The sequence below is a fragment of the Methyloversatilis discipulorum genome (assembly GCF_000527135.1).
GTDB lineage: Bacteria > Pseudomonadota > Gammaproteobacteria > Burkholderiales > Rhodocyclaceae > Methyloversatilis > Methyloversatilis discipulorum.
Window position 1 is genome coordinate 716,713 of the sequence record NZ_AZUP01000001.1, and the last position, 23,757, is coordinate 740,469.

The following is a 23,757-nucleotide window of genomic DNA, read 5'->3' on the forward strand; positions in this document are numbered from 1 at the left end:
CCGTCGCGACCCGTCACATCAACCTGCAGACGTGCCAGCAGGTCGGTCACAAAGCAGGGTCACATCACCTTCACCGCGCGCCCGATGTACAGGATAGGACCGGTCGGGCGACCGATCGGCGAGCCGTATTCGGGTTCGAGCGTGATTTCGAACAGCTGATTGGGCTCCAGCGGCGGCAGTTCCTTCATCTGCACGTCGAGCGGGCGGCCCGGCTGCACCAGGCCCAGCGAGACCGGCCCCTTCCATTTGTCGCCCTTGGTCCAGAACTGCAGCGCCTTGGCCTGCGGCACCTCGGTCACGCCAAGCGGGATGAGCTTGAGCGACTGTTCGGTGCTGGCCTGCACCACCCAGCCCGGCGCCTTGTCGTCCGGCGCCACCAGAACCACCATGAACTTGGGTTCGCCGGCCTGCTGCGTGCCGGGCAGACCCACGACGGCGAGCAGCATGGCGGCGGCGAAGCCGGTGGCGGCCAGCGAGCGCCAGAACGCGAGGCTGTCCCACAGCCGGCTGAAAAGAGAGGAGGGCGCCGATGCCGCGCTCGCGCGCGGCGCCGGCCACAGGCTGCGTTCGATGCGCGACCACAGCCCGGGTGGCAGCGGTTCCGGTTCGACCATGCGTGTCAGCGGCAGAAGCCGCTCCTCCCAATCGGCGACGCGTGCCTGCAGCGTGGTGTCGTTCTCCATGTCGCGCTCGACCTCATTGCGGCGGGCCGCGTCGAGCAGGCCCAGCACATAGAGGCCGGCGATGTCTTCGGGGGTCTGGATCATGCGAGGCACTCCTTCAGTGCCTGCAGGCCGCGGCGTATCCAGGCTTTGATCGTGCCGAGCGGCGTGGCCAGCCGGTCGGCGATTTCGGTATGGGTGCAGCCTTCGAGGTAGGCGAGCAGGATGCTGGAGCGCTTCGCGGCGTCGAGCCGTCCAAGGCAGTCGTAGAGCATGCCGGCCTCCGAGGACAGCAGTACCTGCTGGTAAGGGTCCGGCACGCTGGAGGAGGTTTCGTGCTCGAAGTTGTCGGTCAGCGATTCGTCGGCCGGCACCTCGCGCGCGTGGTCGCGAATGTGGTTCAGCGCGCCGTGGCGCACGATGCTGTAGATCCAGCCGCGCGCGCTGCCGCGGCTGGCGTCGAAACTGGACGCCTTTTCCCAGATGCGCACGAAGGCATCGTGCACGACGTCCTCGGCGACGTCGCGACGGCGCACGATGCGCAGGGCCACGCCCATCAGGCGGCCGCCCTCACGCTCGTATATGCGGCGCAGGGCGCTGCGCTCGCCGGCGGCACAGGCGCCGAGCGCCGCCTCGAAATCGAAATCGTCCGTGGTGCTTGTCATGGTTCTGCCTTGAACGGGTGAAGGATCGCCGAGCACCGCTGCCGTGAGCCGGCGCCAGCTTCTCACGGCTTACCCCCGAGTCGCCCACACGGATGCAGTCGGACGCGATTTTTTTCGATGCCGGGTTGGAGGTCGATTGTTGCAATGCGAAAAAGAGCTTGCAAACATACATGCCCGTCTGTAAAGTTCGCGCCTTCGTGCTTTCCCCGCGTCTGCTCCTGGCGACGCATTCCCGGTTTGGTCCGGCGCTGGCACGAGAAAGTTATCGTCCCTGGCCTGTCTTTTTCTCCCGCCTGTTTGGTCAAGCGTGGTTGATCGGTTAGTGCCGATAGAACGTCGGGATTTCGCCCGACCAACCCGCTCCTTCCGCACTGCTCGTCGCAGCGCGGCGGGTAGCCATTGTGTGGAAAAAATACATGGAATTCTCAGAACTCGGTCTTAACGAATCCCTTCTTGGCGCAATCGTCGAGGCCGGTTACCCCAATCCCACCGCCGTGCAGGAAAAGGCCGTCCCCGCCGCTCTGGCCGGTCGTGACCTGATGGTGTCCTCGCAGACCGGTTCGGGCAAGACCGCGGCCTTCATGTGGCCGGCGCTGAACCGCCTGACGCAGGACTCGGCCGTCAAGGCCCGCGGCCCGCGCATCCTGGTGCTGACGCCGACGCGCGAACTGGCCATCCAGGTCACCGACGCCTGCCGCAAGTATGGCCGTGGCCTGCGCTACGCCAAGGCGGTCAGCGTGGTCGGTGGTACCTCCTACGTGATGCAGAACAAGCTGCTGGCCCAGCCCTATGAAGTGCTGGTCGCCACGCCGGGTCGTCTGATCGACCAGATGGACAGCGGCCGCATCGATTTCGGCCGTCTGGAAATGCTGGTGCTCGACGAAGCCGACCGCATGCTGGACATGGGTTTCATCGAGGACATCGAAGCCATCGTCGACCGCCTGCCGCAGAGCCGTCAGACCCTGCTGTTCTCGGCCACCTTCGAGCCGCGCGTCTGCCGTCTGGCCGAGCGCCTGACCAAGGACGCACAGCGCATCGAAATCCAGGCAACCGCCGCCCAGCACGAGAACATCGAACAGCGCCTGCTGTTCGCCGACGGCATGGGCCACAAGCAGCGCCTGCTCGACCACCTGCTGCGTGACGAGGGCGTCGAACAAGCCATCGTGTTCACCGCCACCAAGCGCGACGCCGATCAGATCGCCGAGCAGCTCGGCGAGAACGGCTTCCTGGCTGCGGCACTGCACGGTGACATGCACCAGGGCGAACGCAATCGCACGCTGGGCCACCTGCGCCGCGGCGCGCTGCGCGTGCTGGTCGCCACCGACGTTGCCGCCCGCGGCATCGACGTGGCCGGCATCAGCCACGTGATCAACTTCGATCTGCCGAAGTCGGCGGAAGACTATGTGCACCGCATCGGCCGTACCGGTCGTGCCGGCCGCAGCGGCATCGCGGTCAGCCTGGCGTCCGGCGACGACGTGCGTCGCGTCAAGACGATCGAACGCTTCATCCGTCACACCATCCCGGTGCATACCATTCCGGGTCTGGAGCCGCGCGTGCAGCCGCGCACGTCCGCTCCGCGCGGCCCGCGCACCGGCACCGGTCGTCCGGGCAGCTGGGGCAACAAGCCGGGCAACGGCCCGCGTCGTCCGGGTGGCGGTGCGCCGCGCAGCGAAGGCGGCTGGCGTGGCAACAGTTCCGGCCGCAGCGACCGCGCGCGTCGAGCGGACTGATCCACGCGCTGACGCATTCAATTGAAAAAGGCGCCGGTTCTCCGGCGCCTTTTTTCATTTCCTCCTGCATACCTGCCCGGTTCGGGGGCGGTCAGTCTGCCGTGATGCGTGCAACCAGCCTGCGCGTGAGCGGCGCCATGATCAGCACCACCGGGAACGCCACCAGCCAAGACGACAGCCAGGCACCGACCCAGACGCTCGGAAGCGCCTGAACGACACCGACCGAGCGCACAGTGGCGATGCCCGATACGAGCAAGGACATCAGCCCGGAGAGGATGAGCCCGAAAAGGGGCGGCGCCAGGTGACGAGGCAGTTTCATTCCGACACCTCCGCGCTGTCCGCTACGGCCGTGAGGCTGCGTCTCTCCGCAGACAACCGCAGCAGGGCGTGCGCGAAATTTTGGCCGAACAGCCGGGCGGTTTTCGCGTCACCCGGCGCAAACGCATCTGCAGGTGAGGCATGGTCGGCCTGCGCCATCAGTCCGGACCACGAGCCCAGGCGATTGGCGGCCTCATCGTAAGGCACGCCGAGGTGCTGTTCCGGCAGTATCGGATTGCCGATCCAGAGCATGCCGTGCTGCATCGAGAACACGAACAGCGATAGCAGCGTGGACTGCTTGTCGCCAGCCGGTAGTGAGGACACCGTGAAACCTGCGGCCAGCTTTCCCTTGAGCGACTGCCGACGCCACATGCCGCCCGTGGCGTCCATGAAGCACTTGAATGGTCCCGACACGCCACCGAGGTAGGTCGGGGATCCGAGCACGATCCCGTCGAAGTCGCTCAGTGGGGCGGGGTTGGCTGCGAGTTCTTCCGCGCGCAGCAGCGTTGCGACGACGCCGTTTACTTCGTCGCAGCCTGCGCGGATCTGTCGGGCGATGTGTTCAGTGTGACCATGGGCGCTATGGTGGACGATAGCGACTCTCTTCATGATGCAGTCCTTTCCAGAATGAGCGCGCTGACATGGAGGCCTGCGCCGAAAACGATGTGGTTGGTGATGCTGCGCAGACGGTTGATGTTAGGTGTCGACGTCTTCGAGGCCGCGAGTCCTGCACCCATAGCGGGCTGCATCACGAAGAACGGTGCGGCAACGGTGAGCAGGCCGAACATCAGTGCAGGCAGCAGCGTCGGCTGATGCAGCCATTCCCGGCCAAGCACCAGCACCAGAAGCACGGCGTAACCGACGCCGACCGCGTAGTGGGTGCACCAGCCCAGTGCCGATTCGCCAGGTACGCTTTCGGCCCGGGCAATGGACGCGTGCATGAAGCGGCCGTGCCGCATATGGCCCACCCAGCGGCCGATCAGGCCGAATCCGGCGAATGGCTGGCCCAGGTATTTCTGCGAGAGCAGCCAGATGTCCATGATGATGGTTGCGCCGAGTCCGATGAGCAGGACCCGTGCCGGGACTTCGGGATGGAACATTTCGAAACCTCCAGGATTGACGGCGAAAGAGCCTGGATGGCACGATAAAAGTTGAAGTCAACTTCAAGTCAAGCCCCGTCATGGACATCGCTGAAGTAGCAAAACGTTCGGGTGTGCCTGCTTCAGCTCTGCGCTACTACGAGCGGCGCGGACTGATCCGCTCGCTGACGGACACGGGTATGCGTCGACGTTTCGCGCCGGCCGTACTGGATCAGCTGGCGTTGATTGCACTGGGTCAGGCGGCCGGCTTTTCGCTTGACGAGATCCGTCTCATGTTCACGCCGGACGGCAAGGCCGACATCGACCGTGACCTGCTCGTCGCAAAGGCGGACGAACTTGAAAAGCTGGTTCGACGACTGAAATCCATGATCGAAGGGCTGCGTCACGCGGCCGTCTGTCCGGCGCCGAGCCACAGCGAGTGCCTCTCGTTCCAGAAGCTGCTCCGGGCGGCAGTTTCCGGTGCGCTGGACCGACGCGAGCGACAGCCAGCGAAACGACCTGAGGCCTTGCGTCCCGCCGGAGGGTCGGTCTCCGCCCAGCGAAAGGCACGCTGACGCGCCCGCAGCGTAGCCAGGGGCTTCAGGGCAGGGCGTCGGCAGCGTGGCTGCACCAACGGGTGTGACGATGCCGATGAGCCATTTCCTCCTGCCTCACGCCGGGCTTTTACGCGCCAATTTATCCGTATCGGTCAAATCACTTGCGCACGGGTGTAGAATCCGCGCCTTTTTCCGGGCCGACGAGGCCGGCGGAGGATGAAGCCGATGAGTGCTGAAGACCACGCCCGCACGCCGCTGGTTGGCGTCGTGATGGGATCGAACTCGGACTGGGACACCATGCGCGCCGCCTGCGCCATGCTGGAACAGTTCGGCGTGCCGTTCGAGGCGCGCGTCGTGTCGGCGCACCGCACGCCCGACCTGCTGTTCTCGTACGCAGAAGAGGCGCGCAACCGCGGTCTGCGCGCCATCATCGCCGGTGCCGGTGGCGCTGCCCATCTGCCGGGCATGCTGGCGGCCAAGACCACGGTGCCGGTGCTCGGCGTGCCGGTGCAGTCGCGGGCGCTCAATGGCATGGATTCGCTGCTGTCCATCGTGCAGATGCCCAAGGGCATTCCGGTCGCCACCTTCGCCATCGGCGAGGCCGGTGCAGCCAACGCCGGACTGTTTGCGGTGGCCTTGCTGGCGGGCGAAGATGCATCGCTTGCGCAGGCGCTCGAAGACTTCCGCGCCCGGCAGGCGCAGACCGTGCTGGACATGAAGCTCGAAGGCTGACCGCCGTCGCTGCGTCTGCCGTCCGCTGCATCCATTTTCAGGTTTTAATCCGCGTTCATCCGCCACATCCGCATCCGTCCGCGGTCACGAGAAGTTGAGCCGGATCTTTCGGAGCCTTTGCTGATGATTCTCCCTCCCGCAACCCTCGGCATGCTCGGTGGCGGCCAACTCGGCCGCTTCTTCGTGCTCGCCGCGCATGAAATGGGCTATCGCGTCGTCGTGCTCGACCCGGACCGCAACAGCCCGGCCGGCAAGGCGGCCGACGAGCATCTGTGCGCCGCCTACGACGACATGCAGGCGCTGGAGCGACTGGCGCAGACCTGCGCTGCGGTGACCACCGAGTTCGAGAACGTGCCGGCGGATACGCTGGATCACCTGTCCAAATTCATCCCGACCCGACCCAACGCGGCCTGCGTGTCGATCGCGCAGAACCGCATTGCGGAAAAGACCTTCCTGTCCGACCGCGGTTTCTCGGTCGGCCCCTTCGCGGCGATCCGCAGCGCGGCCGACATCGAGGCGGCCGATCCGTCGCTGTTCCCCGCGGTGCTCAAGGTGGCGCGCTTCGGTTACGACGGCAAGGGGCAGGCGAGGGTGAGCAATGTGGCGGAGGCGAAGGCGGCCTTCGAAAGCTTCAAGCGCGAAGCCTGCGTGCTGGAGCAGATGCTGGCGCTCGAGCTCGAGGTGTCGGTGGTGCTGGCCCGCGACGCTGCCGGCCGTGTCGCGCCGTTTCCGGTGGCCGAGAACAGTCACAGCAACGGCATTCTCGACGTGACCATTGCGCCTGCGCGGATCAGCGGTGCCCTGGCGGCCGAGGCGACCGAAATGGCGGCCGGCATTGCGGCCGAACTGGGCTACGTCGGCGTGCTCGGCGTCGAGTTCTTCATCGCCGGTGGCCGTTTGATGGTCAATGAAATGGCGCCGCGGCCGCACAACAGCGGCCATTACACGATCGATGCTTGTGTCACCAATCAATTCGAACAACAGGTGCGCATCCTGTGCGGCCTGCCGCTGGGCGACGCGCGTCAGCATTCGCGCGCGGTCATGGTGAATCTGCTCGGTGACCTGTGGTATCAGCAGGACGCCCACCACGCGCACGAACCCGACTGGTCGCGCCTGCTGCGCCATCCGGGGCTCAAGCTGCACCTCTATCAGAAGCATCACGCACGCCCCGGCCGCAAGATGGGCCACTTCACGGTGTTGGGCGAGAGCGGCGATCCGGTCATCGACACCGCGATGAACGCGCGCGGCGCCATCGGCATCGCCGGCTGACCCGATGAGCGCGTCGGACGCCGATATCGCTGACGCTGCGCGCCGGCTGCGCGCCGGCGAACTGGTCGCGCTGCCGACGGAAACCGTCTACGGGCTGGGTGCCGACGCGATGAACCCGGCGGCGGTTCGCCGCATCTTCGAAGCCAAGGGGCGGCCGGCCGACCATCCGCTCATCGTGCATCTGCCCGACGCCGAACAGATGACCGTCTGGGCGCGCGACATTCCGCGCGAGGCGATCGCGCTGGCGAAAGCCTTCTGGCCCGGACCGCTGACCCTCATCCTGAAGCGCGAAGACGACGTGCCGCTCGAGGTGACCGGCGGTCAGGACACGGTCGGGCTGCGCGTGCCGGGGCATCCGGTCGCGCTCAAGCTGCTGCGCGCCTTCGGCGGCGGCGTGGCGGCGCCGTCGGCCAACCGCTTCGGTCGCATCAGCCCGACCACGGCGCAGCATGTGCGCGACGAGTTCGGTGACTCGGTCACGGTGCTCGACGGCGGGCCGTGCGAGGTCGGCATCGAATCGACCATACTCGACCTGTCCGGAGACACGCCGCGCATCCTCAGGCCGGGTGCCATCAGTGCCGGGCAGATCGCGGACGTGATCGGTCGCATGCCCGCGGGCAAGGGCGATGAGAACTCACCGCGGGTGTCGGGTGCGCTCGCCGCGCATTACGCGCCGCGCAGCGCGATGCGCAAGATCGCGCCGGCACGGCTTCGCGACTTCCTGAACGCCTTCCGTCACAGCGGGCGACATTGCGCGGTGATCGCACACAGTCAGCCGCCGCTGTCCGATTGCCCGCATCGCTGGTTCATGCTGCCGGCCGAACCGGCCGGTTACGCGCGGGGTCTCTACGCCGCGATGCGCGAGGCGGATGCGGTCGGAGGTTCGATGATCGTGATTGAAGCCATTCCGGAAACGCCAGAGTGGGCCGCAGTCAACGACCGCCTCGGACGCGCGCTCGCCGGCGCTGGCATTACGCCACAGTAAAGCGGGTCAGCTCCCACACGATCCAGTCCTCACGCAGCAGCGGATGCCGGCTGCGCAGCTTGGGCATGTACTGGCCGCGCCACTCGCGCTTCACCCAGCGTTTCACCTCCGGCACGAACCACAGGTGTTCGACGCGTTCCGACTGCGTGCGGAAGAAATCCGGATGTTCGAACTTGATCAGCCGACGCACGCGCAAGGCTTCGAATTCACCCGCCGGTACGGTCACGCGCTCGTAGCCGAGCGTGTCGATCTGCACGTGCCAGCGGCGCGGCCGCTCTTTCGGATCGGTGGTCACCATCGACTGCCACGACTCGCGCACGCTGGGTTCGAGCAGCGCCGGCAGCACCGGCAGCGGCGCCTCGTAGCGGTTGTCGCGGTCATACACGGTGTCGCGGCTGACCACCCAGGGCGCCGCATATTCTTCGAACTGACCGCTGCGCAGGCTGCTCAGCGGCTTGCCATCGACCTCCACGCGCAGCCGTGGCGGGTCCGCCTGCTCGACGACGTAGCGTATCCCGGCCTGACGTTCGCGGTTGTAGCCATTCAGTTCTTCGTACTCCCACTCGTCGCCGGTCGCGAGCTGCGCCGCCATGTGCTCGGCCTGCTCGTACTGCCGCGCTGTCGCGCAGCCAGACAGCCACAGCGGTGACGCCACCAGCAGTGCCCCGGCGGCGCTGCCACCGATGAAGCGCCTGCGATCCATTCCGTCGATTTCCTTTTTCATCGTGTCTGGAGTCCGTTCCGATCGTGATGCTGCGACCGCGCGATTCTGATCGATGTTCCTTCACAAGCGGCATCCGAGGCCCTATAATCCGCAGCCGTTGGGGGGGTAGCTCAGCTGGGAGAGCGTCGCGTTCGCAATGCGAAGGTCGGGAGTTCGATCCTCCTCCTCTCCACCACCGACACATCCGGAAAAGCCGATTGCCCTGCAATCGGCTTTTTCTTTTTCTGCCTCCGCATTGACGCGCGGCGGTCGGCCTCGCACACTCGAACCTCATCGATATTGCATGATGCGCACGTGAATCCGTCATTGCGGTCTGTCGGTCACGGCCTCCGGCAGACAGGGGGCCGGCCCGGATGAAGCACACCGTTCTCGTCGTCGACGACCATGAAATGACCCGCGTCGGGTTGCGTGCCTGTGCGCAGGCGACAGGACTGGGCGAGGTCGACTGGCTCGATGCCGGCACGCTGAGCGGCGCGCTGGCCGCTTTTGCGGCTCATCGTCCCGATCTGGTCCTGCTCGATCTGAAGCTGCCCGACAGCCTGGGCCTGCAGGGGCTGAGACGCTTTCTGGCCGAGGCGCCCGAGGCACGTGTGGCCGTCTTCTCGGCGACCGAGGACCCGGTCGTCATCGAGCAGGCGCGGGCCTTGGGCGCGCTTGGTTATGTGCCGAAAAGCGCCCGCTCGGCGGACATCCTCGACATGGTGCTCACGCTGCTGCGAGGCGGCGCTTTGCCGCACGTGTGCCGTCAGCCGAATGCGGACTATGACGTGACACCGGGCACCGAGTCCCTCAATCCGACGCAGTTGCGCGTGCTTGAACTGGTACTCGCCGGCAACAGCAACCAGCAGATCGCCGATGCCCTCGGGCTGGCGCTCGGGACGGTCAAGAATTCAGTGTCGTCCGTCATGCTCAAGCTCGACGCCCACTCCCGTCTGCATCTGATCAGCCTGTTCCGCTGATGCCGCAGCAGGCGACCGCATTGATGGACGCGGGCGCACTGTCCTCACCCGAGGTCGAGGCGCGCATCCTGCGCGAACAGGTCGATTCGATGATGCGCACCAGCCGCAGCGCGGCGATCGGTGCCTTCTTCATCGGGCTTGGTTTCTGGATGTTCGCCTGGTATCAGACCGGGCATCGCGGTGCGCTGCTATGGGCGGTTCTGCTGCACGGGTGTCAGCTGTGGCGTTACCTCGGTTACCAGCGCTACCTGCGCGCGCCCGACGCGGCGCGTGACCCACGGCAGGCTGGCATCGACTACAGCAATGCGCTGGTCGTCAATGCGACGATCTGGGGACTGGCGCCGTGGATGTTCCTGCCCGAGAACGATCCTCTGGTGAGCGCGCTGATGATGCTGGTCATCCTCGGCATGAGCACCGGCTCGATCGCTTCGTTGGCGCCGCACCGGCGGGCGCTGCTGAGTTTCCCGATTCCCGCCATCGTTGGCCTGTCGAGCCGCATGCTGTGGCAGGGCGATGCGGTGCACCTGTTCATGGGCGCGGCAGCGCTGATCTATCTGTACGTGAACCTCGCCTTCGGGCTGCAGCAGCACCGCCTGCTGACCGAGGCGCTGCGCAGCCGCTACGAGAAGGAGGCGCTGGCGCGACGGCTGCGCGAGCAGATCGATATTGCCGAGCGTGCGAGTGCCGAGCGCACGCGTTTCTTTGCTGCCGCCAGCCACGACCTGCGGCAGCCGCTGCATTCGCTCGGGCTGTTCGGCAGCGCGCTGGCGGCGCGGCTGCGAGGCGGGCCGGAGGAGGCGCTGGCCCGCAACCTGATGTCCTGCGTGACTGCGCTCGAATCGTCGTTCAACGAAATGCTCGACGTGTCGCGACTGGATGCCGGTGTGGTGCAGGCACGCATGCGCCCGGTGGCGCTGGCCGACGTGTTCCGCGCGCTCGACCGCAGTTTTGCCGCTGAAGCCGAGGGGCGCGGCCTCGCCCTGCGACTGCGCGCACGACGGCACTGGGTGCGTACCGATCCGCAACTGCTCGAACGGCTGCTCGGCAATCTGGTGCACAACGCGCTGAAGTTCACCGCCCGGGGTGGTGTCGTGATCGGCGCGCGGCGGCGCGGCGGACAGGTGTCGATCGAGGTGTGGGACAGCGGTCGCGGCATCGAGGCGGCCGAGTTGCCGCGCGTATTCGAGGAGTTCTACCAGGTCGGCAACCGCGAGCGCGATCGTGCGCAAGGGCTGGGCATGGGGCTTGCCATCGTGCGCCGGTTGGCGGCGCTGCTGCAGCTGCAGGTCGAGGTCGATTCCCGACCGGGCCGGGGCACCGTTTTCCGCGTCCTGGCGCCCGCAGCTCTGCCGGTGGCGGAACCCGCACCCCCGCAACAGGCGCCAGCGCGTGCATGGCCGGTGCTGCAGTCGGCCCGCGTGCTGGTGATCGATGACGAAGAGGCGGTCCGTGCCTCGACCGCGGCCGTGCTGCGCACCGCGGGCGTCGAGGTTCATCTGGCAGACGGTGCGGCCACGGCGACCGACATCGCTTGCCGGCTGGAAGCGGAGGAGGGCGCGCGCATCGACGTCGTCGTGTGCGATTTCCGTCTGCGCAACGACGAGGACGGCGTTTCGGTCGTCGCCAGCCTGCGAGCCGCACTCCAGCGTGCGGTGCCCGCAGTACTGATCACCGGTGACACCGCACCCGATCGCGTGCAGCAGGCGCGGTACAGCGGACTGCCCGTGCTCTACAAGCCGGTGCCGGCTGAACTGCTGCTGCACACGCTGGGCGATCTGCTCGGCACCGCCCGCTCGGTGCGCGAGGTTATGCATCCGGACGCGAGCGGCCTATGATGTGCGCAGTGGGTGCTGCCGGGGGAAGTCCCGCTTCATGGCAGCACGGCAGATCGAGTCAGGGGGTTACAGTGAAGATTGCGTACGACGCTCAGGAGACCGTGACTGCAGACGTGCCGCAGCGTCTGGTCAACATCCTTGCCGACGGCGGTGAACGCCTGCTCAAGCTGCAGGCCGAGTCGGTCAGTTCTGCGTTGACCACCCAGATGCGGGCCATCGAGCAGCCGCAGACGGTCGCCGAGGCAATGTCCGCGCTGTGGCAGTTGCCGCAGCTTTACGGCGCCTTGCTCGAAGAGATGGCGGAGCACGCGCGGCAGTCGTACCACATCCTGTCGCAGGTGCAGAACGAGCTGGTCGATCTGGCTTGCGATTCGGTGGTGCAGCAGGCGCCGGCGCTGACCGAGGCATTGAGCAGCGGCAACGTGCTGTTTGCCGACCGGCGTCACCGGTCGGTCGTGATCAATTTTCCCGACCGCCGCGGCATGATTGCGCGCAGCCGTTCGCAGAGCGCCTGAACGCCGCGCCGCGCAGCGCAATCCGGATCATTACGGCGCTTGCCGGCGGCGGCGCTGCACGGCATTCGCCGGGAACCCCCGCGGCGCGGTAAAATCCCGTCCCTTTCGCACGGGCGGCCTGTCCGACGCCGTGCGGCCCGCTATTTCCGCACCTTCCGGTTCCCCAACACGATGAGTACATTGACGCACCTGCAACGGCTGGAAGCCGAGAGCATCCACATCATGCGCGAAGTGGTGGCCGAGGCCGAAAACCCGGTCATGCTCTATTCGGTCGGCAAGGACAGCGCCGTCATGCTGCACCTCGCCGCCAAGGCCTTCTATCCGTCGGTCCCGCCCTTTCCGCTGCTGCACGTCGACACCACCTGGAAGTTCAAGGCGATGTACGAGTTCCGCGACGCGATGGCGCGCAAGCTCGGCATGGACCTGCTGGTGCACATCAATCCGGACGCCAAGGCACGCAACATCAATCCGTTCGACCACGGTTCGGCGCTGCACACCGACATGTGGAAGACCGAAGGCCTGAAGCAGGCGCTGGACAAGTACAAGTTCGACGCCGCTTTCGGTGGCGCCCGCCGCGACGAGGAAAAGTCGCGCGCCAAGGAGCGCATCTTCTCCTTCCGCACCGCGCAGCACCGGTGGGACCCGAAGAGCCAGCGGCCGGAACTGTGGAAGCTGTACAACGCGCGCAAGCATCCGGGCGAATCGATCCGCGTGTTCCCGATCTCGAACTGGACCGAGCTCGACATCTGGCAATACATCCACCTGGAGAACATCCCCATCGTGCCGCTGTACTTCGCGGCACCGCGACCGGTGGTCGAGCGCGACGGCACGCTCATCATGGTGGACGACGAGCGCATGCCGCTGCGCCCGGGCGAAACGCCGCAGATGAAGAGCGTTCGCTTCCGCACGCTGGGCTGCTACCCGCTGACCGGCGCGGTCGAATCGACCGCCGCCACGCTGACCGACATCATTCAGGAAATGCTGCTGACCACGACGTCGGAGCGCCAGGGCCGCGTGATCGACCACGATTCCGCCGGTTCGATGGAAAAGAAGAAGCAGGAAGGGTATTTCTGATGGCACACGTTTCCGACCTCATCGCGCAGGACATCGAGGCCTATCTGCGCCAGCACGAGCACAAGAGCCTGCTGCGCTTCATCACCTGCGGCAGCGTCGACGACGGCAAGAGCACGCTGATCGGCCGCCTGCTGTACGAATCGAAAATGCTGTTCGAGGACCAGCTGGCCGCGCTCGAAGCCGACTCTAAGAAGGTGGGCACCCAGGGCGGCGACCTCGACTTCGCGCTGCTGGTCGACGGCCTGGCCGCAGAGCGCGAGCAGGGCATCACGATCGACGTCGCCTACCGCTTCTTCTCGACCGACCGGCGCAAGTTCATCGTCGCCGACACGCCGGGCCACGAGCAGTACACACGCAACATGGTCACCGGCGCCTCGACCGCTGACCTCGCCATCATCCTGGTCGACGCGCGCCACGGCGTGCAGACGCAGACCCGCCGCCACAGCTTCCTGGTGTCGCTGATCGGCATCAAGCGCGTCGTCGTCGCCATCAACAAGATGGATCTGGTCGGCTACTCGAAGGACGTTTACGAGCGCATCGAGAAGGACTACCGCGAGTTCGCAGCGCAGATCGGTCTCTCCGACATCCTGTGCATCCCGATGTCGGCGCTGAAGGGCGACAACATCATCGAGAAGAGCGCTGCCACGCCGTGGTATGCCGGTCCGGCGCTGATGGACCACCTGGAAACCGTGCAGATCGAGGATGACCTGCAGGCGCGGCCGTTCCGCCTGCCGGTGCAGTGGGTGAACCGCCCCAATCTCGACTTCCGCGGCTTCTCCGGCCAGATCGCCTCCGGCACCGTGCGCCCGGGCGACCGCGTGCGCGTGCAGCCGTCCGGCCGCGACACCACGGTCGAGCGCATCGTGCTGTCGACGCAGGACATGAAAGAAGCGGTGGCTGGCCAGTCGGTCACCGTCACCTTCGCCGACGAGATCGACTGTTCGCGCGGCGACGTGATCGTCGCCGCCGACACGCCGGCGCTGATCGGTGACAGCTTCGACGCGACGCTGGTCTGGATGAGCGACGAGGCGATGGCCACCGGCCGCAGCTATCTGATGAAGTGCGCGACGCGCACGGTCGGGGCAACGGTCAATGCGGTCGAGCACCGGGTGAACGTCAACACGCTGGAGCGCTCGCCGGCGACGGCGCTCGGTCTGAACGAGATCGGCCGCGTGTCGCTGCTGACCGACCGTCTGCTCGCTTTCGACGCCTACGAATCGGTGCGCGACACCGGCAGCTTCATCCTGATCGACCGGCTCACCAACAACACGGTCGGCGCCGGTCTGCTGCACGCCGCCCGCAGCCGTCCGCGCGACCTGAGCTGGACCCGTCTGGAAGCCGGCCGAGCCGCGCGCGCCGCACTGAAGCAGCAGTCACCGCTGCTGCTGTGGGCCGGCGAGGGCATCGCCGCCGACAAGCTGGAACAGAAGCTGATGTCGCTCGGCCGCCACACCATCACGCTGCCAGCTGCCACTGCAGATCTGCCGCGCATCGCCGGCATCCTGCTCGACGCCGGTCTGGTGGTGGTGATCGACGCTGACTCGGCGCAGCCGGACAGCCTGGTCGCCGCACTGCCGGCTGGCGAGCACGTCGAACTGAAGATCGACGCCGCTGCCGCGCAGGCCGCGCTGGACGCCAGCGGCACCCGCTTGGCACTGGCGGCGGGGGCGGCCGAAGAGATGGTCGAGCAGATCGTCGAAACCCTGCGCCGCGCCGGACGTCTGAGCTGAGCGACAGGCCGGGCGCGCTCGACACGCCCGGCCCCTCCTCCCACCGACGCCGGAGCCGCGATGAGCGCCCAGCCTTCTGCAGACGACGATGACGCGGTCCGCGCCGCGTCGATCGAGAAGTACCGCAAGCGCGCCGCCGGCTACGACGCCACCTGCGGGCCGACCTGGCCGATCCGCGAACGCGCGGTCGCGATGCTCGGTCTGCAGCCCGGTCAGTCGGTACTCGACGTCGGCTGCGGCACCGGCCTCAGCCTGCCGCTGCTGCGAGCAGCGGTCGGTGACGCCGGGCGGGTCTATGGCTTCGACCAGAGCCCCGAAATGCTGGCGCAGGCGCGCCAGCGCGTGAGCGAAGCCGGCTGGGACAACGTCGATCTGTTCGAAACCGCAGCCCAGGGCCTGCGCCTGCCGCATCCGGTGGACGCGCTGCTGTTCCACTACACCCACGACATCCTGCGTTCGCGCAGCGCGGTCGACAGCCTGCTGGCCTGCGCACGACCGGGTGCCGTGGTGGCGATCGCCGGCATCAAGTATTTCCCGGGCTGGCTGGCGCCGCTCAATCTCTGGGTCTATCTGAAGAACCACGGCTACAACGGCGCGCCGGGCGACCTGCGCACGCCGTGGGACCGCATCGCGCCGCATCTGGTCGACTGGTCGATCACGCCCACCCAGTACGGCATGGGCTATCTGGCCCGCGGCCGCCTGCCGGAATGACCGACCGACCCGCGTCGGGCCCGAAGCAGGCCATCGCCGCGCTGGCTGCGCTGCTGCTCGGCAACGCGCTGCTCAGCGCCAACAATCTGTGGCCCACGCCCTTCATCGTGCCGGATCATCGGCTGTCGCCCGAATTCGTCGGGCTGTGGCTGGCGCTGATGGTGGTGGTTGCCCGCTATGGCCGCCTGCCGGCCCGCGCACTCACGGTCTTTACCGCGCTGTTCCTGCTGTTCGCGATCGGCCGCTACGCCGACGTGACCGTGCCCGGTCTGTTCGGCCGGCCGGTCAATCTGTTCTGGGACGGCCAGCAGGTGCCGCGCTTCCTCTGGGTGACCGCGCAGGGCCTGCCCTGGTGGGTGAGCGTCGGTGCGCTGGTTGGGACAGCGCTGCTCGGCTGGGCGCTGTGGCGTGGCGCGCGCGCGCTGGTCGGGCAGATCGCGCACCGCGCCGTTCCGTACGCGCTGCGTCACCGCTGGTCGCGCGTCGCGACCGTACTGGCGACGCTGCTGGTGGCGGCCAATCTGGCCGGCGTCGAGGCAACCTGGCCGGTCGTGTCGCGGCCGATCACGCCGACCTACTGGCGGCAGGCCACTTTGCTTTCCACGCTGATGTCGCCGGAGGCGGTGGCGCGCGCGCTGCCGCAGATGCCGGCGCTGGACGACGCGCTGGCGTTGCCGCCCGGCCGCGCGCTGAGCGCGCTGCGCGGCCGCGACGTCTATCTGATGCCGCTCGAATCCTACGGCGCGGTGGTCTATGACAATGCCGAGGCGGCGCGTCAGCTGCAGCCAGCGCGCGACCGTCTGGCGCAGGACCTCGCCGCCGGTGGCTGGCAGGTGGTGTCGGCCTTCATGCGCTCGCCCACCTTCGGCGGCGCGTCCGACCTCGCCCAGCTGGGCATGCTGTCCGGTCTCGATCTGAGCGACCCGCGTCGGCACGACCTGCTGGTCACTACCGAGCGACCGACGCTGATCACGCTGTTCCGCCGCAACGGCTACCGCACTTACGGCTTCTATCCGGCGCTGTTCTGGGAGTGGCCGGAGCGTGTGTTCTACGGCTACGACGTGTTCATCGACGGCCGCGACCTGCGCTACCCGGGACCCGACATGGGCTACTGGAAGATTCCTGATCAGTATTCGGCCGAACGCTTCGAACAGCTGCATCCGCGCACGCCTGGCGAGCCCCCGCGCTTCGTGTTCTTCCCGACCATCACCAGCCATCTGCCGTTCTCGCCGGTGCCGCCTTTCCAGCCCGACATCGACCGCCTGCTCGGCGACACGCCCTTCGATCCGGCCGATGCGGCGCGCGCGCTGGCGACGAGGCCGGACTGGCTGAACATGTTCCCGGACTACATCGGCACCATCGAATACACCTTGCGCTGGCTGGGCGACCACCTGCGACGGGCGCCGGCGCGCGACACGCTGTACGTGCTGGCCGGCGACCACCAGCCGGTGGCCGGTGTCAGCGGCGAAGGCGCGTCATGGGACGTGCCGGTGCACATCGTGTCGCGCGACCCGGAACTGCTGGCGCGCTTCGTCGCTCAGGGCTTCCAGCCGGGGCTGGCGCCGCCGCGCACGCCCGTCGGAGGACTGCACGACCTGACCGCCGTGATGCTGCGCGCCTTTGGCGATCTGCCGACCGCGCAACTCGGCGCTGCAACGACGCACGGAAGGGTGACGGCTCAGGCGACGTCGAGCGCGGCGGGCACGACTGGCGCGGCCTTGTCGCGGTAGGGGGCGCGCCAGCCAAGCAGGTCGCTGGCCGTCTCTGCGCGAGCACGCAGCCCGGCGGCATCGGCCGCATCCAGATGAACGATGCCGTAGCGGTGACTGCCGGTCCATTTCAGATCGCGCCGCAAGGCCCGGCCGCGCCGGCCGAAAGCGAACAGCAGCGCATCCGGAAAGGCCTCGGCGAAGCGCGCGCACAGCGCCGCGTCCGGCATCGCCGGCACCTCGTCCTCATCGAAGGCGCGATAGACCAGGCTGGCCGCGACGCGGGCTCGTGGTGCCTCGCGACGCAGCAGACGCGGGTCCTCGCCGTGCGCCAGCGCCAGCGACCAGGCGTGCGCATCGATGCCGTGCACGCGCAGGTAGAGGTCGGAAAACTGCGACGCCAGACGCGGATTGCACTCGATCACGGTGAGCCGGTCACGCGCGTCGTCGTAGAAGAATTCGAGATTGAAGAAGCCGTGGTCGTAGCCGATGGCGCCGAGGAAGCGGCGCGCCACGTCGAGCGCGCGCGCCTGTACCGACGCCGGCAGCCGGCTGGGCAGTTCCCAGCGCATGAAGGCCTGGGTACCCGGATGCATGATGGCGTCGACCACGCCCAGTGCATGAACCTGCCCGTCGAACACCCAGCCGTCGAGATTGAACTGCGGCGTCGCCGGATCGACCGGCTCCTCCAGCAGCATGCGATGCGCACTGCCGGCCTCGGGCAGCCGTGCGCGACAGACGCGGTCGAACGGTTCGATCAGGCGGCGGATGATCCGGCGCTCGGCAAGATCAAAACGGGTGTGCGCCTGCAGCGCATCGCGGCTGTCGACCTCGCGCGCCAGCACCGAAAAGGCCGCCTTGATCGGCTTTGCGTAGACCGGGTAGGCAAAGCCGGCCGGCAGCCGTGCCGGCACGTCGTCGCCGCACACCATGTCCAACGCGGCGAAGCGCAGGCAGGCCTCTGGCGCGACCGCCTCCAGCACGCGCCGCGCGTGCAGCTTGTGCTGTGCGGCCAGAATGGCTTCGGGCGGCGCACAGGGCAGCCCGAGCCGCTCGGCCACCAGCGCCGCCGCCAGCGCGCCGAAAGCTTCGTGATGCGAGATCACCGCCGACCAGTCGCGCCGCCGGCCGCGCGCCGCGGTGCGCTCGGCGAAGCGTTCGAGATCGAAGCCGATCAGCCGCAGATTGGATGGAAACGAAAACAGATCGAAGCCGGCGTGGTCGAAGGCGTGGTCCGCGCCCGAACGGGCGAAGCCGATGCGATCCCAGTCGTAGGCGAACAGCAGGCCGGTACGCGGTCTGGCGGGCACGTATCATCCTTGGCAGGTGGCCGGTCGCGCCGGCGGGATCCACTGCGGGCAATCGGCCGCCCGCGCAGTACACAGAATACGAGGGGAATGGACCATGGTGCGCACGCCGCGTTTCATCCAGCTGCAAGCGGTCGACGACGCGCGGCAGATGCCGGCGCTGTGGGCCGGTCTGCAGGCGCCGGTGGCGCGGGTGTCGCCAAAGTATTTCTACGACGCGCTGGGTTCGCGGCTGTTCGAAGCGATCACCGAACTGGACGAGTACTACCCGACGCGCACCGAGGCCGCCATTTTTGACGCCCACGCCGCCGACATGGCGGCGCGCTTGTGCGCGTACGTGGGGCCCGCCCATGACCTGATCGACCTCGGCGCAGGCAACTGCGCCAAGGCGGCGAAGCTGTTTCCGCAATTCGCGCCACGTCGCTACGTCGCGGTCGACATATCGGTCGACTTCCTCAAGCACTCGATCGAATGCCTGCAGCGCGCCCATCCCGACATGGACATGGTGGGTGTCGGCCTCGACTTTTCCGCCGCCCTCGCGCTGCCGGCGACGCTGTACGAAGGTCCGGCGCTGGTCTTCTTTCCTGGCTCAAGCATCGGCAACTTCGCGCCGGACGAAGCGCTGCGTCTGCTGCGCGAGACGCGTGCGGCTGCCCGCGGCGGCGCGCTGCTGATCGGCGTCGATCTGGTCAAGGACAAGGCGGTGCTGGACGCCGCTTACGACGACGCGCTGGGCGTCACCGCCGCCTTCAACCTCAATCTGCTGCGTCACCTGAACCGCATCGCCGGCACCGATTTCAGCATCGCCGACTGGCGTCACGTCGCCTTCTTCGACCCTGCAAATTCGCGCATTGAAATGCACCTGGAGGCGCGCCAGTCGCTCACCGTGCGCTGGCCGGGCGGCGAGCGCCGCTTTGCCGTTGGCGAGCGCATCCTGACCGAGCACTCATGGAAATGGACGCGCGAGCGCTTCGACGCCTTGCTGCGCGAAGCCGGTTTCGATGACATCACCTGCTGGACCGACACGCGCGACGGCTTCGCCGTCTTCCTCGCGTGCGCCTGATGAGAGGCCGTTCAGTCGATCGCGCAGCTACGGAAGCCGGCCGGCACGTCGTTGCGCTCGGGCTGGAAGAAATTGCGGTAGCGCAGGTGGCGCATGCGCGGCTGCGTCATGAAGGAGGCGCCGCGCAGCACGCGGCGGTCGCCGAACCACGGCGCCGAGTAGTCGCGGTAGGGGTGGGGCGTGAAGCCGGGGTAGGGCAGGAAGTCGCTGGCCGTCCATTCCCATACGGCGCCCCAGCAGAAGCGGTCCGCCGCGCTCAGTGCCGCACGCTCCCACTCTGCTTCGGTCGGCAGCCGGCGACCGGCCCAGCGGCACCAGGCTTCAGCTTCGTAGGCGCTCAGATGGCAGGCCGCGGTGTCCGCGTCCAGCGTCTGCCAGTGGCCATACACCCGGCGTTCCCAGCCGCTGCCGGCGCGTCTCAGATAGCGCGGCTGCGTGCGCCCCCGCGCCGTGCGCCAGCGCCAGCCTTCGCTGCTCCACCAGCGCGGGTCGTCGTAGCCGCCGGCGTCCACGAACGGAAGATAGTCGCGCCAGTTCACCACCGCACTGTCGATGTCCAGCGCCGGCACGCTCACGTCGTGCGCGCCCAGTTCGTTGTCGAAGGCGAAGCCGTCTCCGCTGCTGCCCAGCAGATGGCGGGCCGCCGGCAGCGACAGCGTGTCGCGTGCGCCGATGGCTGCCGGCTGCCAGCGTGCGTCATCGACCGCGATGTCGAGCTGCTGCGCCATGTAGAGCGCGGCTTCGTGGTGCATGTCCTCGTGCAGCAGCGACAGGCGGAAGAAATAGAGCGCGTCGTCGCTGTCGTCCGGTACGCCGGCCAGCAGCAAAAGCGTGCCCTCCAGTTGTCGCGCGAGGTCGTCCAGCGTCGCGTCGGCGTCCGGCAGCGGCAGGGTGGGGCGGCTGGCGTGGGGCACGTGGCTGGAGTCGTACAGCGCGTCGGCGTTCGCCCGCAGCGGCGGCGTGCGCGCGACATCGGGGTCGGCACGCACGCCCTTCAGATAAAGCGGATTGCGCAGCGTCCACCATTCCTGGAACCATCCGATATGGCCCAGCTCCCACAGCGGCGGATTCAGCGTTTCGTGGAACGGAATGCGCAGTGTCGGGCAGGCGCGCCGATAGTCGGCGAAACGGGCCAGCGTGTCGTCGCGGCTCGCGCGCAGCGCTGCCGCGAGAGCCCCGCGGTCGCCGCGGCGGGCGCCCGCCGATTGATCTGAGGCCTCCATCGAACACACGTCCATGTCCCGTCCATCCATCGTCATCGTTACGCCAGCGCTGGCCGACGCCAACAACGGCAACTGGCGCACCGCCCGTCGCTGGGCCGCCATGCTGCGCCCGCGCTACGAGGTGCGGCTGACGTCCGGCTGGCAGGACGGCGACGAGGCGCTGATGATCGCGCTGCACGCCCGTCGTTCGGCCGCCGCCGTGGCCGCCTGGCGGCAGGCCCATCCGTCGCGTCCGCTGCTGCTCGCGCTGACCGGTACCGACCTCTACCGTGACATCGACTTCGACGCGTCGGCACGGCACTCGCTGATGATGGCCGATCAGCTGATCACGCTGAACGCGCTGGGTGCTCGTGCGCTGCCACCGACGCTGCGCGCACGCTGCAGCATGGTCCTGCAATCAACGCCCGCACGCCGTCGCGGCGTGCCGCCGACGCGTCACCTGCGCGTGCTGATGATAGGTCACCTGCGCACCGAGAAGGCGCCTGATACCCTGTTCGACGCGGTGCGCAAGTTGCGCGCGCGCGCCGACATCCGCGTCGACCACATCGGCGGTGCGCTGGATCCCGTGCTCGGCGAACAGGCGCGCGCGCTGATGCAGGAGTGCCCGCATTACCGCTGGCTGGGCGGCCTGGCGCACGGCGAGACGCTGCGCCGGCTGGCACGCGCCAGCGTGCTGGTGCATCCGAGTCGCATGGAAGGCGGCGCGCACACGGTGATCGAGGCGGTGCGCTGCGGCGTGCCGGTGATCGCGTCGCGCATCGATGGCAACGTCGGCCTGCTCGGCGAGGGCTACGACGGCTATTTCGAGGTGGACGCCGCTGCGGCGCTGGCCGCCTGCATCGCCCGCGCACGTGACGACGCCGGCTGGCTGGCCCGGCTCGACCGCCAGTGCGCCGCGCGTGCGCCACTGTTCGCGCCGGAACGAGAAAGTGCGGCGCTGGCTGCGCTGGTCGATGGATGTCTGGCATCCTTCGGCCCGCGCCGCGACGCCGCGACCGCATGACAACCCCGCAAGAACTGGATCGACAGATGAACGAAGCGCAGGCAGCGAACAGCGAACCCCGACTGACTTCCCTCTCGCACGGCGGCGGCTGTGGCTGCAAGATTGCGCCCGGCGTGCTGTCGGACATCCTGAAGCACACGGCGGCGATGCCGGTGCCGCCGGAACTGATGGTGGGCATCGAAACGTCGGACGACGCGGCGGTCTATCGCCTCAACGACGAACAGGCGCTGATCGCGACCACCGATTTCTTCATGCCCATCGTCGACGATCCGTTCGACTTCGGCCGCATCGCCGCGACCAATGCGATCAGCGACGTCTATGCGATGGGCGGCCGGCCCATCCTCGCGCTGGCGCTGGTCGGCATGCCGATCAACGTGCTGTCGACGACCACCATAGGCCGCATCCTGGAAGGTGGTGCCTCGGTCTGCCGCGATGCCGGCATCGTCGTCGCGGGCGGCCACACCATCGATTCGGTAGAGGCGATCTACGGACTGGTGGCACTCGGCATCGCCCACCCGGAGCGCATCCGCCGCAATGCCGACGCACAGCCGGGCGATGTGCTGGTGCTGGGCAAGCCGCTCGGCGTCGGCGTCATGTCGGCCGCGCTGAAGAAGGGCGCGCTCGACGACGCCGGCTATGCACGGATGATTGCCAGCACGACCAAGCTCAATACGCCGGGGCCGGATCTGGCGGCGCTGCCCGGCGTGCACGCGCTGACCGACGTGACCGGCTTTGGCCTCGCCGGCCACGCGCTCGAACTGTCGCGCGGCTCGGGCTGCGACGTGATCATCGACTGGTCGGCAGTGCCGCTGCATGCCGGCACGCGCGAACTCGCCGCGCAGGGCTTCGTCACCGGTGCGTCGAGCCGCAACTGGGCAGGCTACGGCGAACGCGTCGTGCTGGCCGACGGCTTCGCGCCGGAAGACCGCGCGCTGCTTACCGACCCGCAGACCAGCGGCGGCCTGCTCGTGTCCTGCATGCCGGATGCGCTCGACGCAGTGCTCGCCACCTTCCGTCGTCACGGCTTCGATGCCGCCGCCGTGGTCGGTCGCGTCGGTGATCGCAGTGCAGCGCCGGTCGTGCGCGCCGGCTGATTTTCGTCACATCGGTGGCATACTCGCCGCCGTTCCGTCCGCCCGGATGGTGAAACTGGTAGACACAAGGGACTTAAAATCCCTCGACGCAAGTCGTGCGGGTTCGATCCCCGCTCCGGGCACCAATGCAGGAGCAACCGGCTCCGGTCGTGGATCTCCCTGTGGGAGCGGCCTTGGCCGCGATGCGGCCGTTGCGCTCCGCCGGCTTCGATACAGGCTGCTGTCGGGGTCAGAAGACCCCTCCCACAGAAACCGGGCCTTCCTCAGGTCGCTGATCGAGCGCGCTCCCATTGTGGGAGCGGTCTTCTGACCGCGACACGGCCGTTGCGCTCCGCCGGCTTGACCTCCGCCGCGCACACCGCCCGCCAGCCGTCGGATTCCACCGACAACGCGCTTCGCTGCCGGCCTACCGCGGGATGGAGCGCCTCTCCCTAGACTTCAGATCAAGCCGCGAGCGACCAATGCCGCGCGCTGACCGATCAATGACTGCGGAGACACGCGATGAAAACGCCTATCCACACCCTGAAGACCGTATCCATCGTGGCCGTGCTGGCTGCACTGACGACTGGCTGTGCCGGTATGAGCCGCAGCGAGAGCAACGCGATGATCGGCGCCGCTGCCGGCGGTGTAGCCGGCTCGGTACTGACCGGTGGCAGCACGGTCGGTACGGTGGGTGGTGCCATCGTCGGCGGCGCCATCGGTAACGAAATGGGCAAGAAAAAGCGCTGAGTGCGTCGATGACGCGACGCCGGGGCCGGTGGTGCAATCGTGCGCCACCGGCCCTTCGTCGTTCTGTGCGGCCCCGAAGCGGCG

Annotated in this window: 24 protein-coding genes and 2 tRNA genes; 18 read left to right on the plus strand and 8 right to left on the minus strand. The window is 67.8% G+C overall.

The window, feature by feature from the left end; all coding sequences use genetic code 11:
• Positions 1-59 precede the first annotated feature (59 nt).
• Positions 60-767, minus strand: a complete 708-nt coding sequence (locus tag METFAM1_RS0103230; RefSeq protein WP_019918112.1) for an anti-sigma factor — start codon at positions 765-767, stop codon at positions 60-62.
• Complete coding sequence (locus METFAM1_RS0103235; RefSeq protein WP_019918113.1) at positions 764-1,327, minus strand: sigma-70 family RNA polymerase sigma factor; 564 nt, start codon at positions 1,325-1,327, stop codon at positions 764-766. The genes METFAM1_RS0103230 and METFAM1_RS0103235 overlap by 4 nt, the downstream gene beginning before the upstream one ends.
• Positions 1,328-1,743: 416 nt before the next feature.
• On the opposite strand from METFAM1_RS0103235, the gene METFAM1_RS0103240 reads away from it, so the two are divergent.
• Entirely contained in the window at positions 1,744-3,057 is a 1,314-nt protein-coding gene (locus tag METFAM1_RS0103240) for a DEAD/DEAH box helicase (RefSeq protein WP_019918114.1), read from the plus strand.
• Positions 3,058-3,148: 91 nt separating this feature from the next.
• Here METFAM1_RS0103240 and METFAM1_RS0103245 read toward each other — a convergent pair whose 3' ends face one another.
• Genes METFAM1_RS0103245 through METFAM1_RS0103255 form a run of 3 tightly spaced genes read right to left on the minus strand, consistent with a single transcriptional unit; the run spans position 3,149 to position 4,475 of the window.
• Positions 3,149-3,376 (minus strand): DUF2798 domain-containing protein, encoded by a 228-nt coding sequence (locus METFAM1_RS0103245; protein ID WP_024300418.1) that lies wholly within the window; start codon positions 3,374-3,376, stop codon positions 3,149-3,151.
• Positions 3,373-3,984 (minus strand): flavodoxin family protein, encoded by a 612-nt coding sequence (locus METFAM1_RS0103250; protein WP_019918116.1) that lies wholly within the window; start codon positions 3,982-3,984, stop codon positions 3,373-3,375. The genes METFAM1_RS0103245 and METFAM1_RS0103250 overlap by 4 nt, the downstream gene beginning before the upstream one ends.
• The gene (locus tag METFAM1_RS0103255) at positions 3,981-4,475 is read right to left on the minus strand and encodes a DUF2938 domain-containing protein (RefSeq protein WP_019918118.1); all 495 of its coding nucleotides are present in this window, start codon (positions 4,473-4,475) and stop codon (positions 3,981-3,983) included. Before METFAM1_RS0103255 ends, METFAM1_RS0103250 begins: the two co-directional genes overlap by 4 nt.
• An 80-nt stretch (positions 4,476-4,555) precedes the next feature.
• Between METFAM1_RS0103255 and METFAM1_RS0103260 the strand changes: the two genes are divergently transcribed.
• From METFAM1_RS0103260 to METFAM1_RS0103275, 4 genes are all read left to right on the plus strand, one after another.
• Positions 4,556-5,029 carry a helix-turn-helix domain-containing protein gene (locus tag METFAM1_RS0103260; protein WP_019918119.1) on the plus strand — a complete coding sequence of 158 codons (474 nt, stop codon included), beginning with the start codon at positions 4,556-4,558 and terminating at the stop codon, positions 5,027-5,029.
• Between the two features lie 207 nt (positions 5,030-5,236).
• Positions 5,237-5,743, plus strand: a complete 507-nt coding sequence (purE, locus tag METFAM1_RS0103265) for a 5-(carboxyamino)imidazole ribonucleotide mutase (protein ID WP_024300419.1) — start codon at positions 5,237-5,239, stop codon at positions 5,741-5,743.
• Positions 5,744-5,866: 123 nt separating this feature from the next.
• The gene (locus METFAM1_RS0103270) at positions 5,867-7,012 is read left to right on the plus strand and encodes a 5-(carboxyamino)imidazole ribonucleotide synthase (protein WP_081627182.1); all 1,146 of its coding nucleotides are present in this window, start codon (positions 5,867-5,869) and stop codon (positions 7,010-7,012) included.
• A 4-nt stretch (positions 7,013-7,016) separates the two neighbouring features.
• Complete coding sequence (locus METFAM1_RS0103275) at positions 7,017-7,997, plus strand: L-threonylcarbamoyladenylate synthase (RefSeq protein WP_019918122.1); 981 nt, start codon at positions 7,017-7,019, stop codon at positions 7,995-7,997.
• On the opposite strand, the gene METFAM1_RS0103280 is transcribed toward METFAM1_RS0103275, so the two are convergent.
• Positions 7,984-8,700 (minus strand): DUF3108 domain-containing protein, encoded by a 717-nt coding sequence (locus METFAM1_RS0103280; RefSeq protein ID WP_051102832.1) that lies wholly within the window; start codon positions 8,698-8,700, stop codon positions 7,984-7,986. The two genes, METFAM1_RS0103275 and METFAM1_RS0103280, sit on opposite strands and share 14 nt — an antisense overlap.
• Positions 8,701-8,820: 120 nt before the next feature.
• Here METFAM1_RS0103280 and METFAM1_RS0103285 point away from each other — a divergent pair.
• From METFAM1_RS0103285 to METFAM1_RS0103320, 8 genes are all read left to right on the plus strand, one after another.
• A tRNA-Ala gene (locus tag METFAM1_RS0103285) sits at positions 8,821-8,896 on the plus strand.
• 178 nt (positions 8,897-9,074) lie between these two features.
• The gene (locus tag METFAM1_RS0103290; protein ID WP_019918124.1) at positions 9,075-9,680 is read left to right on the plus strand and encodes a response regulator transcription factor; all 606 of its coding nucleotides are present in this window, start codon (positions 9,075-9,077) and stop codon (positions 9,678-9,680) included.
• A gap of 23 nt (positions 9,681-9,703) precedes the next feature.
• Positions 9,704-11,515, plus strand: a complete 1,812-nt coding sequence (locus tag METFAM1_RS0103295; RefSeq protein ID WP_024300420.1) for a hybrid sensor histidine kinase/response regulator — start codon at positions 9,704-9,706, stop codon at positions 11,513-11,515.
• A 101-nt stretch (positions 11,516-11,616) separates the two neighbouring features.
• Complete coding sequence (locus METFAM1_RS0103300) at positions 11,617-12,030, plus strand: phasin family protein (RefSeq protein WP_232419641.1); 414 nt, start codon at positions 11,617-11,619, stop codon at positions 12,028-12,030.
• Between the two features lie 171 nt (positions 12,031-12,201).
• The gene (gene cysD / locus METFAM1_RS0103305) at positions 12,202-13,104 is read left to right on the plus strand and encodes a sulfate adenylyltransferase subunit CysD (protein WP_029644289.1); all 903 of its coding nucleotides are present in this window, start codon (positions 12,202-12,204) and stop codon (positions 13,102-13,104) included.
• Positions 13,104-14,834 (plus strand): sulfate adenylyltransferase subunit CysN, encoded by a 1,731-nt coding sequence (cysN, locus tag METFAM1_RS0103310; protein WP_019918130.1) that lies wholly within the window; start codon positions 13,104-13,106, stop codon positions 14,832-14,834. Before cysD ends, cysN begins: the two co-directional genes overlap by 1 nt.
• Positions 14,835-14,894: 60 nt before the next feature.
• The gene (locus METFAM1_RS0103315; RefSeq protein ID WP_019918131.1) at positions 14,895-15,545 is read left to right on the plus strand and encodes a class I SAM-dependent methyltransferase; all 651 of its coding nucleotides are present in this window, start codon (positions 14,895-14,897) and stop codon (positions 15,543-15,545) included.
• Positions 15,542-17,275, plus strand: a complete 1,734-nt coding sequence (locus METFAM1_RS0103320; protein WP_019918132.1) for a sulfatase-like hydrolase/transferase — start codon at positions 15,542-15,544, stop codon at positions 17,273-17,275. Before METFAM1_RS0103315 ends, METFAM1_RS0103320 begins: the two co-directional genes overlap by 4 nt.
• On the opposite strand, the gene METFAM1_RS0103325 is transcribed toward METFAM1_RS0103320, so the two are convergent.
• A complete protein-coding gene (locus tag METFAM1_RS0103325) occupies positions 17,224-18,564 on the minus strand; it encodes an ATP-grasp domain-containing protein (RefSeq protein WP_019918134.1) in 1,341 nt (446 codons plus the stop codon). The genes METFAM1_RS0103320 and METFAM1_RS0103325 overlap by 52 nt on opposite strands.
• Before the next feature lie 94 nt (positions 18,565-18,658).
• Here METFAM1_RS0103325 and egtD point away from each other — a divergent pair, with 94 nt between their 5' ends.
• Positions 18,659-19,624, plus strand: coding sequence for an L-histidine N(alpha)-methyltransferase (egtD, locus tag METFAM1_RS0103330; RefSeq protein WP_019918135.1), 966 nt, complete (start codon positions 18,659-18,661; stop codon positions 19,622-19,624).
• An 11-nt stretch (positions 19,625-19,635) separates the two neighbouring features.
• Here egtD and senA read toward each other — a convergent pair whose 3' ends face one another.
• A complete protein-coding gene (senA, locus tag METFAM1_RS0103335) occupies positions 19,636-20,847 on the minus strand; it encodes a selenoneine synthase SenA (protein WP_232419642.1) in 1,212 nt (403 codons plus the stop codon).
• 13 nt (positions 20,848-20,860) lie between these two features.
• Here senA and senB point away from each other — a divergent pair, with 13 nt between their 5' ends.
• From senB to METFAM1_RS0103355, 4 genes are all read left to right on the plus strand, one after another.
• A complete protein-coding gene (senB, locus tag METFAM1_RS0103340; protein ID WP_019918137.1) occupies positions 20,861-21,850 on the plus strand; it encodes a selenoneine biosynthesis selenosugar synthase SenB in 990 nt (329 codons plus the stop codon).
• Between the two features lie 26 nt (positions 21,851-21,876).
• The gene (gene selD, locus METFAM1_RS0103345) at positions 21,877-22,944 is read left to right on the plus strand and encodes a selenide, water dikinase SelD (protein ID WP_024300421.1); all 1,068 of its coding nucleotides are present in this window, start codon (positions 21,877-21,879) and stop codon (positions 22,942-22,944) included.
• Between the two features lie 40 nt (positions 22,945-22,984).
• Positions 22,985-23,069: transfer RNA gene (locus tag METFAM1_RS0103350), tRNA-Leu, on the plus strand.
• 376 nt (positions 23,070-23,445) lie between these two features.
• Positions 23,446-23,673: a YMGG-like glycine zipper-containing protein gene (locus METFAM1_RS0103355; protein ID WP_019918139.1), complete on the plus strand. Its 228-nt coding sequence runs from the start codon at positions 23,446-23,448 to the stop codon at positions 23,671-23,673.
• The last annotated feature ends 84 nt before the right edge of the window (positions 23,674-23,757 follow it).

Coding starts and splice junctions, on each gene's coding strand:
- selD (WP_024300421.1), top strand. CDS start 21,877: ATGAACGAAGCGCAGGCAGCGAACAGCGAACCCCGACTGACTTCCCTC.
- cysN (WP_019918130.1), top strand. CDS start 13,104: ATGGCACACGTTTCCGACCTCATCGCGCAGGACATCGAGGCCTATCTG.
- METFAM1_RS0103250 (WP_019918116.1), bottom strand. CDS start 3,984: ATGAAGAGAGTCGCTATCGTCCACCATAGCGCCCATGGTCACACTGAA.
- METFAM1_RS0103230 (WP_019918112.1), bottom strand. CDS start 767: ATGATCCAGACCCCCGAAGACATCGCCGGCCTCTATGTGCTGGGCCTG.
- METFAM1_RS0103260 (WP_019918119.1), top strand. CDS start 4,556: ATGGACATCGCTGAAGTAGCAAAACGTTCGGGTGTGCCTGCTTCAGCT.
- METFAM1_RS0103290 (WP_019918124.1), top strand. CDS start 9,075: ATGAAGCACACCGTTCTCGTCGTCGACGACCATGAAATGACCCGCGTC.
- purE (WP_024300419.1), top strand. CDS start 5,237: ATGAGTGCTGAAGACCACGCCCGCACGCCGCTGGTTGGCGTCGTGATG.
- METFAM1_RS0103280 (WP_051102832.1), bottom strand. CDS start 8,700: ATGGATCGCAGGCGCTTCATCGGTGGCAGCGCCGCCGGGGCACTGCTG.
- METFAM1_RS0103240 (WP_019918114.1), top strand. CDS start 1,744: ATGGAATTCTCAGAACTCGGTCTTAACGAATCCCTTCTTGGCGCAATC.
- METFAM1_RS0103245 (WP_024300418.1), bottom strand. CDS start 3,376: ATGAAACTGCCTCGTCACCTGGCGCCGCCCCTTTTCGGGCTCATCCTC.
- cysD (WP_029644289.1), top strand. CDS start 12,202: ATGAGTACATTGACGCACCTGCAACGGCTGGAAGCCGAGAGCATCCAC.
- egtD (WP_019918135.1), top strand. CDS start 18,659: ATGGTGCGCACGCCGCGTTTCATCCAGCTGCAAGCGGTCGACGACGCG.
- METFAM1_RS0103320 (WP_019918132.1), top strand. CDS start 15,542: ATGACCGACCGACCCGCGTCGGGCCCGAAGCAGGCCATCGCCGCGCTG.
- METFAM1_RS0103235 (WP_019918113.1), bottom strand. CDS start 1,327: ATGACAAGCACCACGGACGATTTCGATTTCGAGGCGGCGCTCGGCGCC.
- METFAM1_RS0103270 (WP_081627182.1), top strand. CDS start 5,867: ATGATTCTCCCTCCCGCAACCCTCGGCATGCTCGGTGGCGGCCAACTC.
- senA (WP_232419642.1), bottom strand. CDS start 20,847: ATGGAGGCCTCAGATCAATCGGCGGGCGCCCGCCGCGGCGACCGCGGG.
- METFAM1_RS0103355 (WP_019918139.1), top strand. CDS start 23,446: ATGAAAACGCCTATCCACACCCTGAAGACCGTATCCATCGTGGCCGTG.
- METFAM1_RS0103295 (WP_024300420.1), top strand. CDS start 9,704: ATGGACGCGGGCGCACTGTCCTCACCCGAGGTCGAGGCGCGCATCCTG.
- METFAM1_RS0103255 (WP_019918118.1), bottom strand. CDS start 4,475: ATGTTCCATCCCGAAGTCCCGGCACGGGTCCTGCTCATCGGACTCGGC.
- senB (WP_019918137.1), top strand. CDS start 20,861: ATGTCCCGTCCATCCATCGTCATCGTTACGCCAGCGCTGGCCGACGCC.
- METFAM1_RS0103315 (WP_019918131.1), top strand. CDS start 14,895: ATGAGCGCCCAGCCTTCTGCAGACGACGATGACGCGGTCCGCGCCGCG.
- METFAM1_RS0103275 (WP_019918122.1), top strand. CDS start 7,017: ATGAGCGCGTCGGACGCCGATATCGCTGACGCTGCGCGCCGGCTGCGC.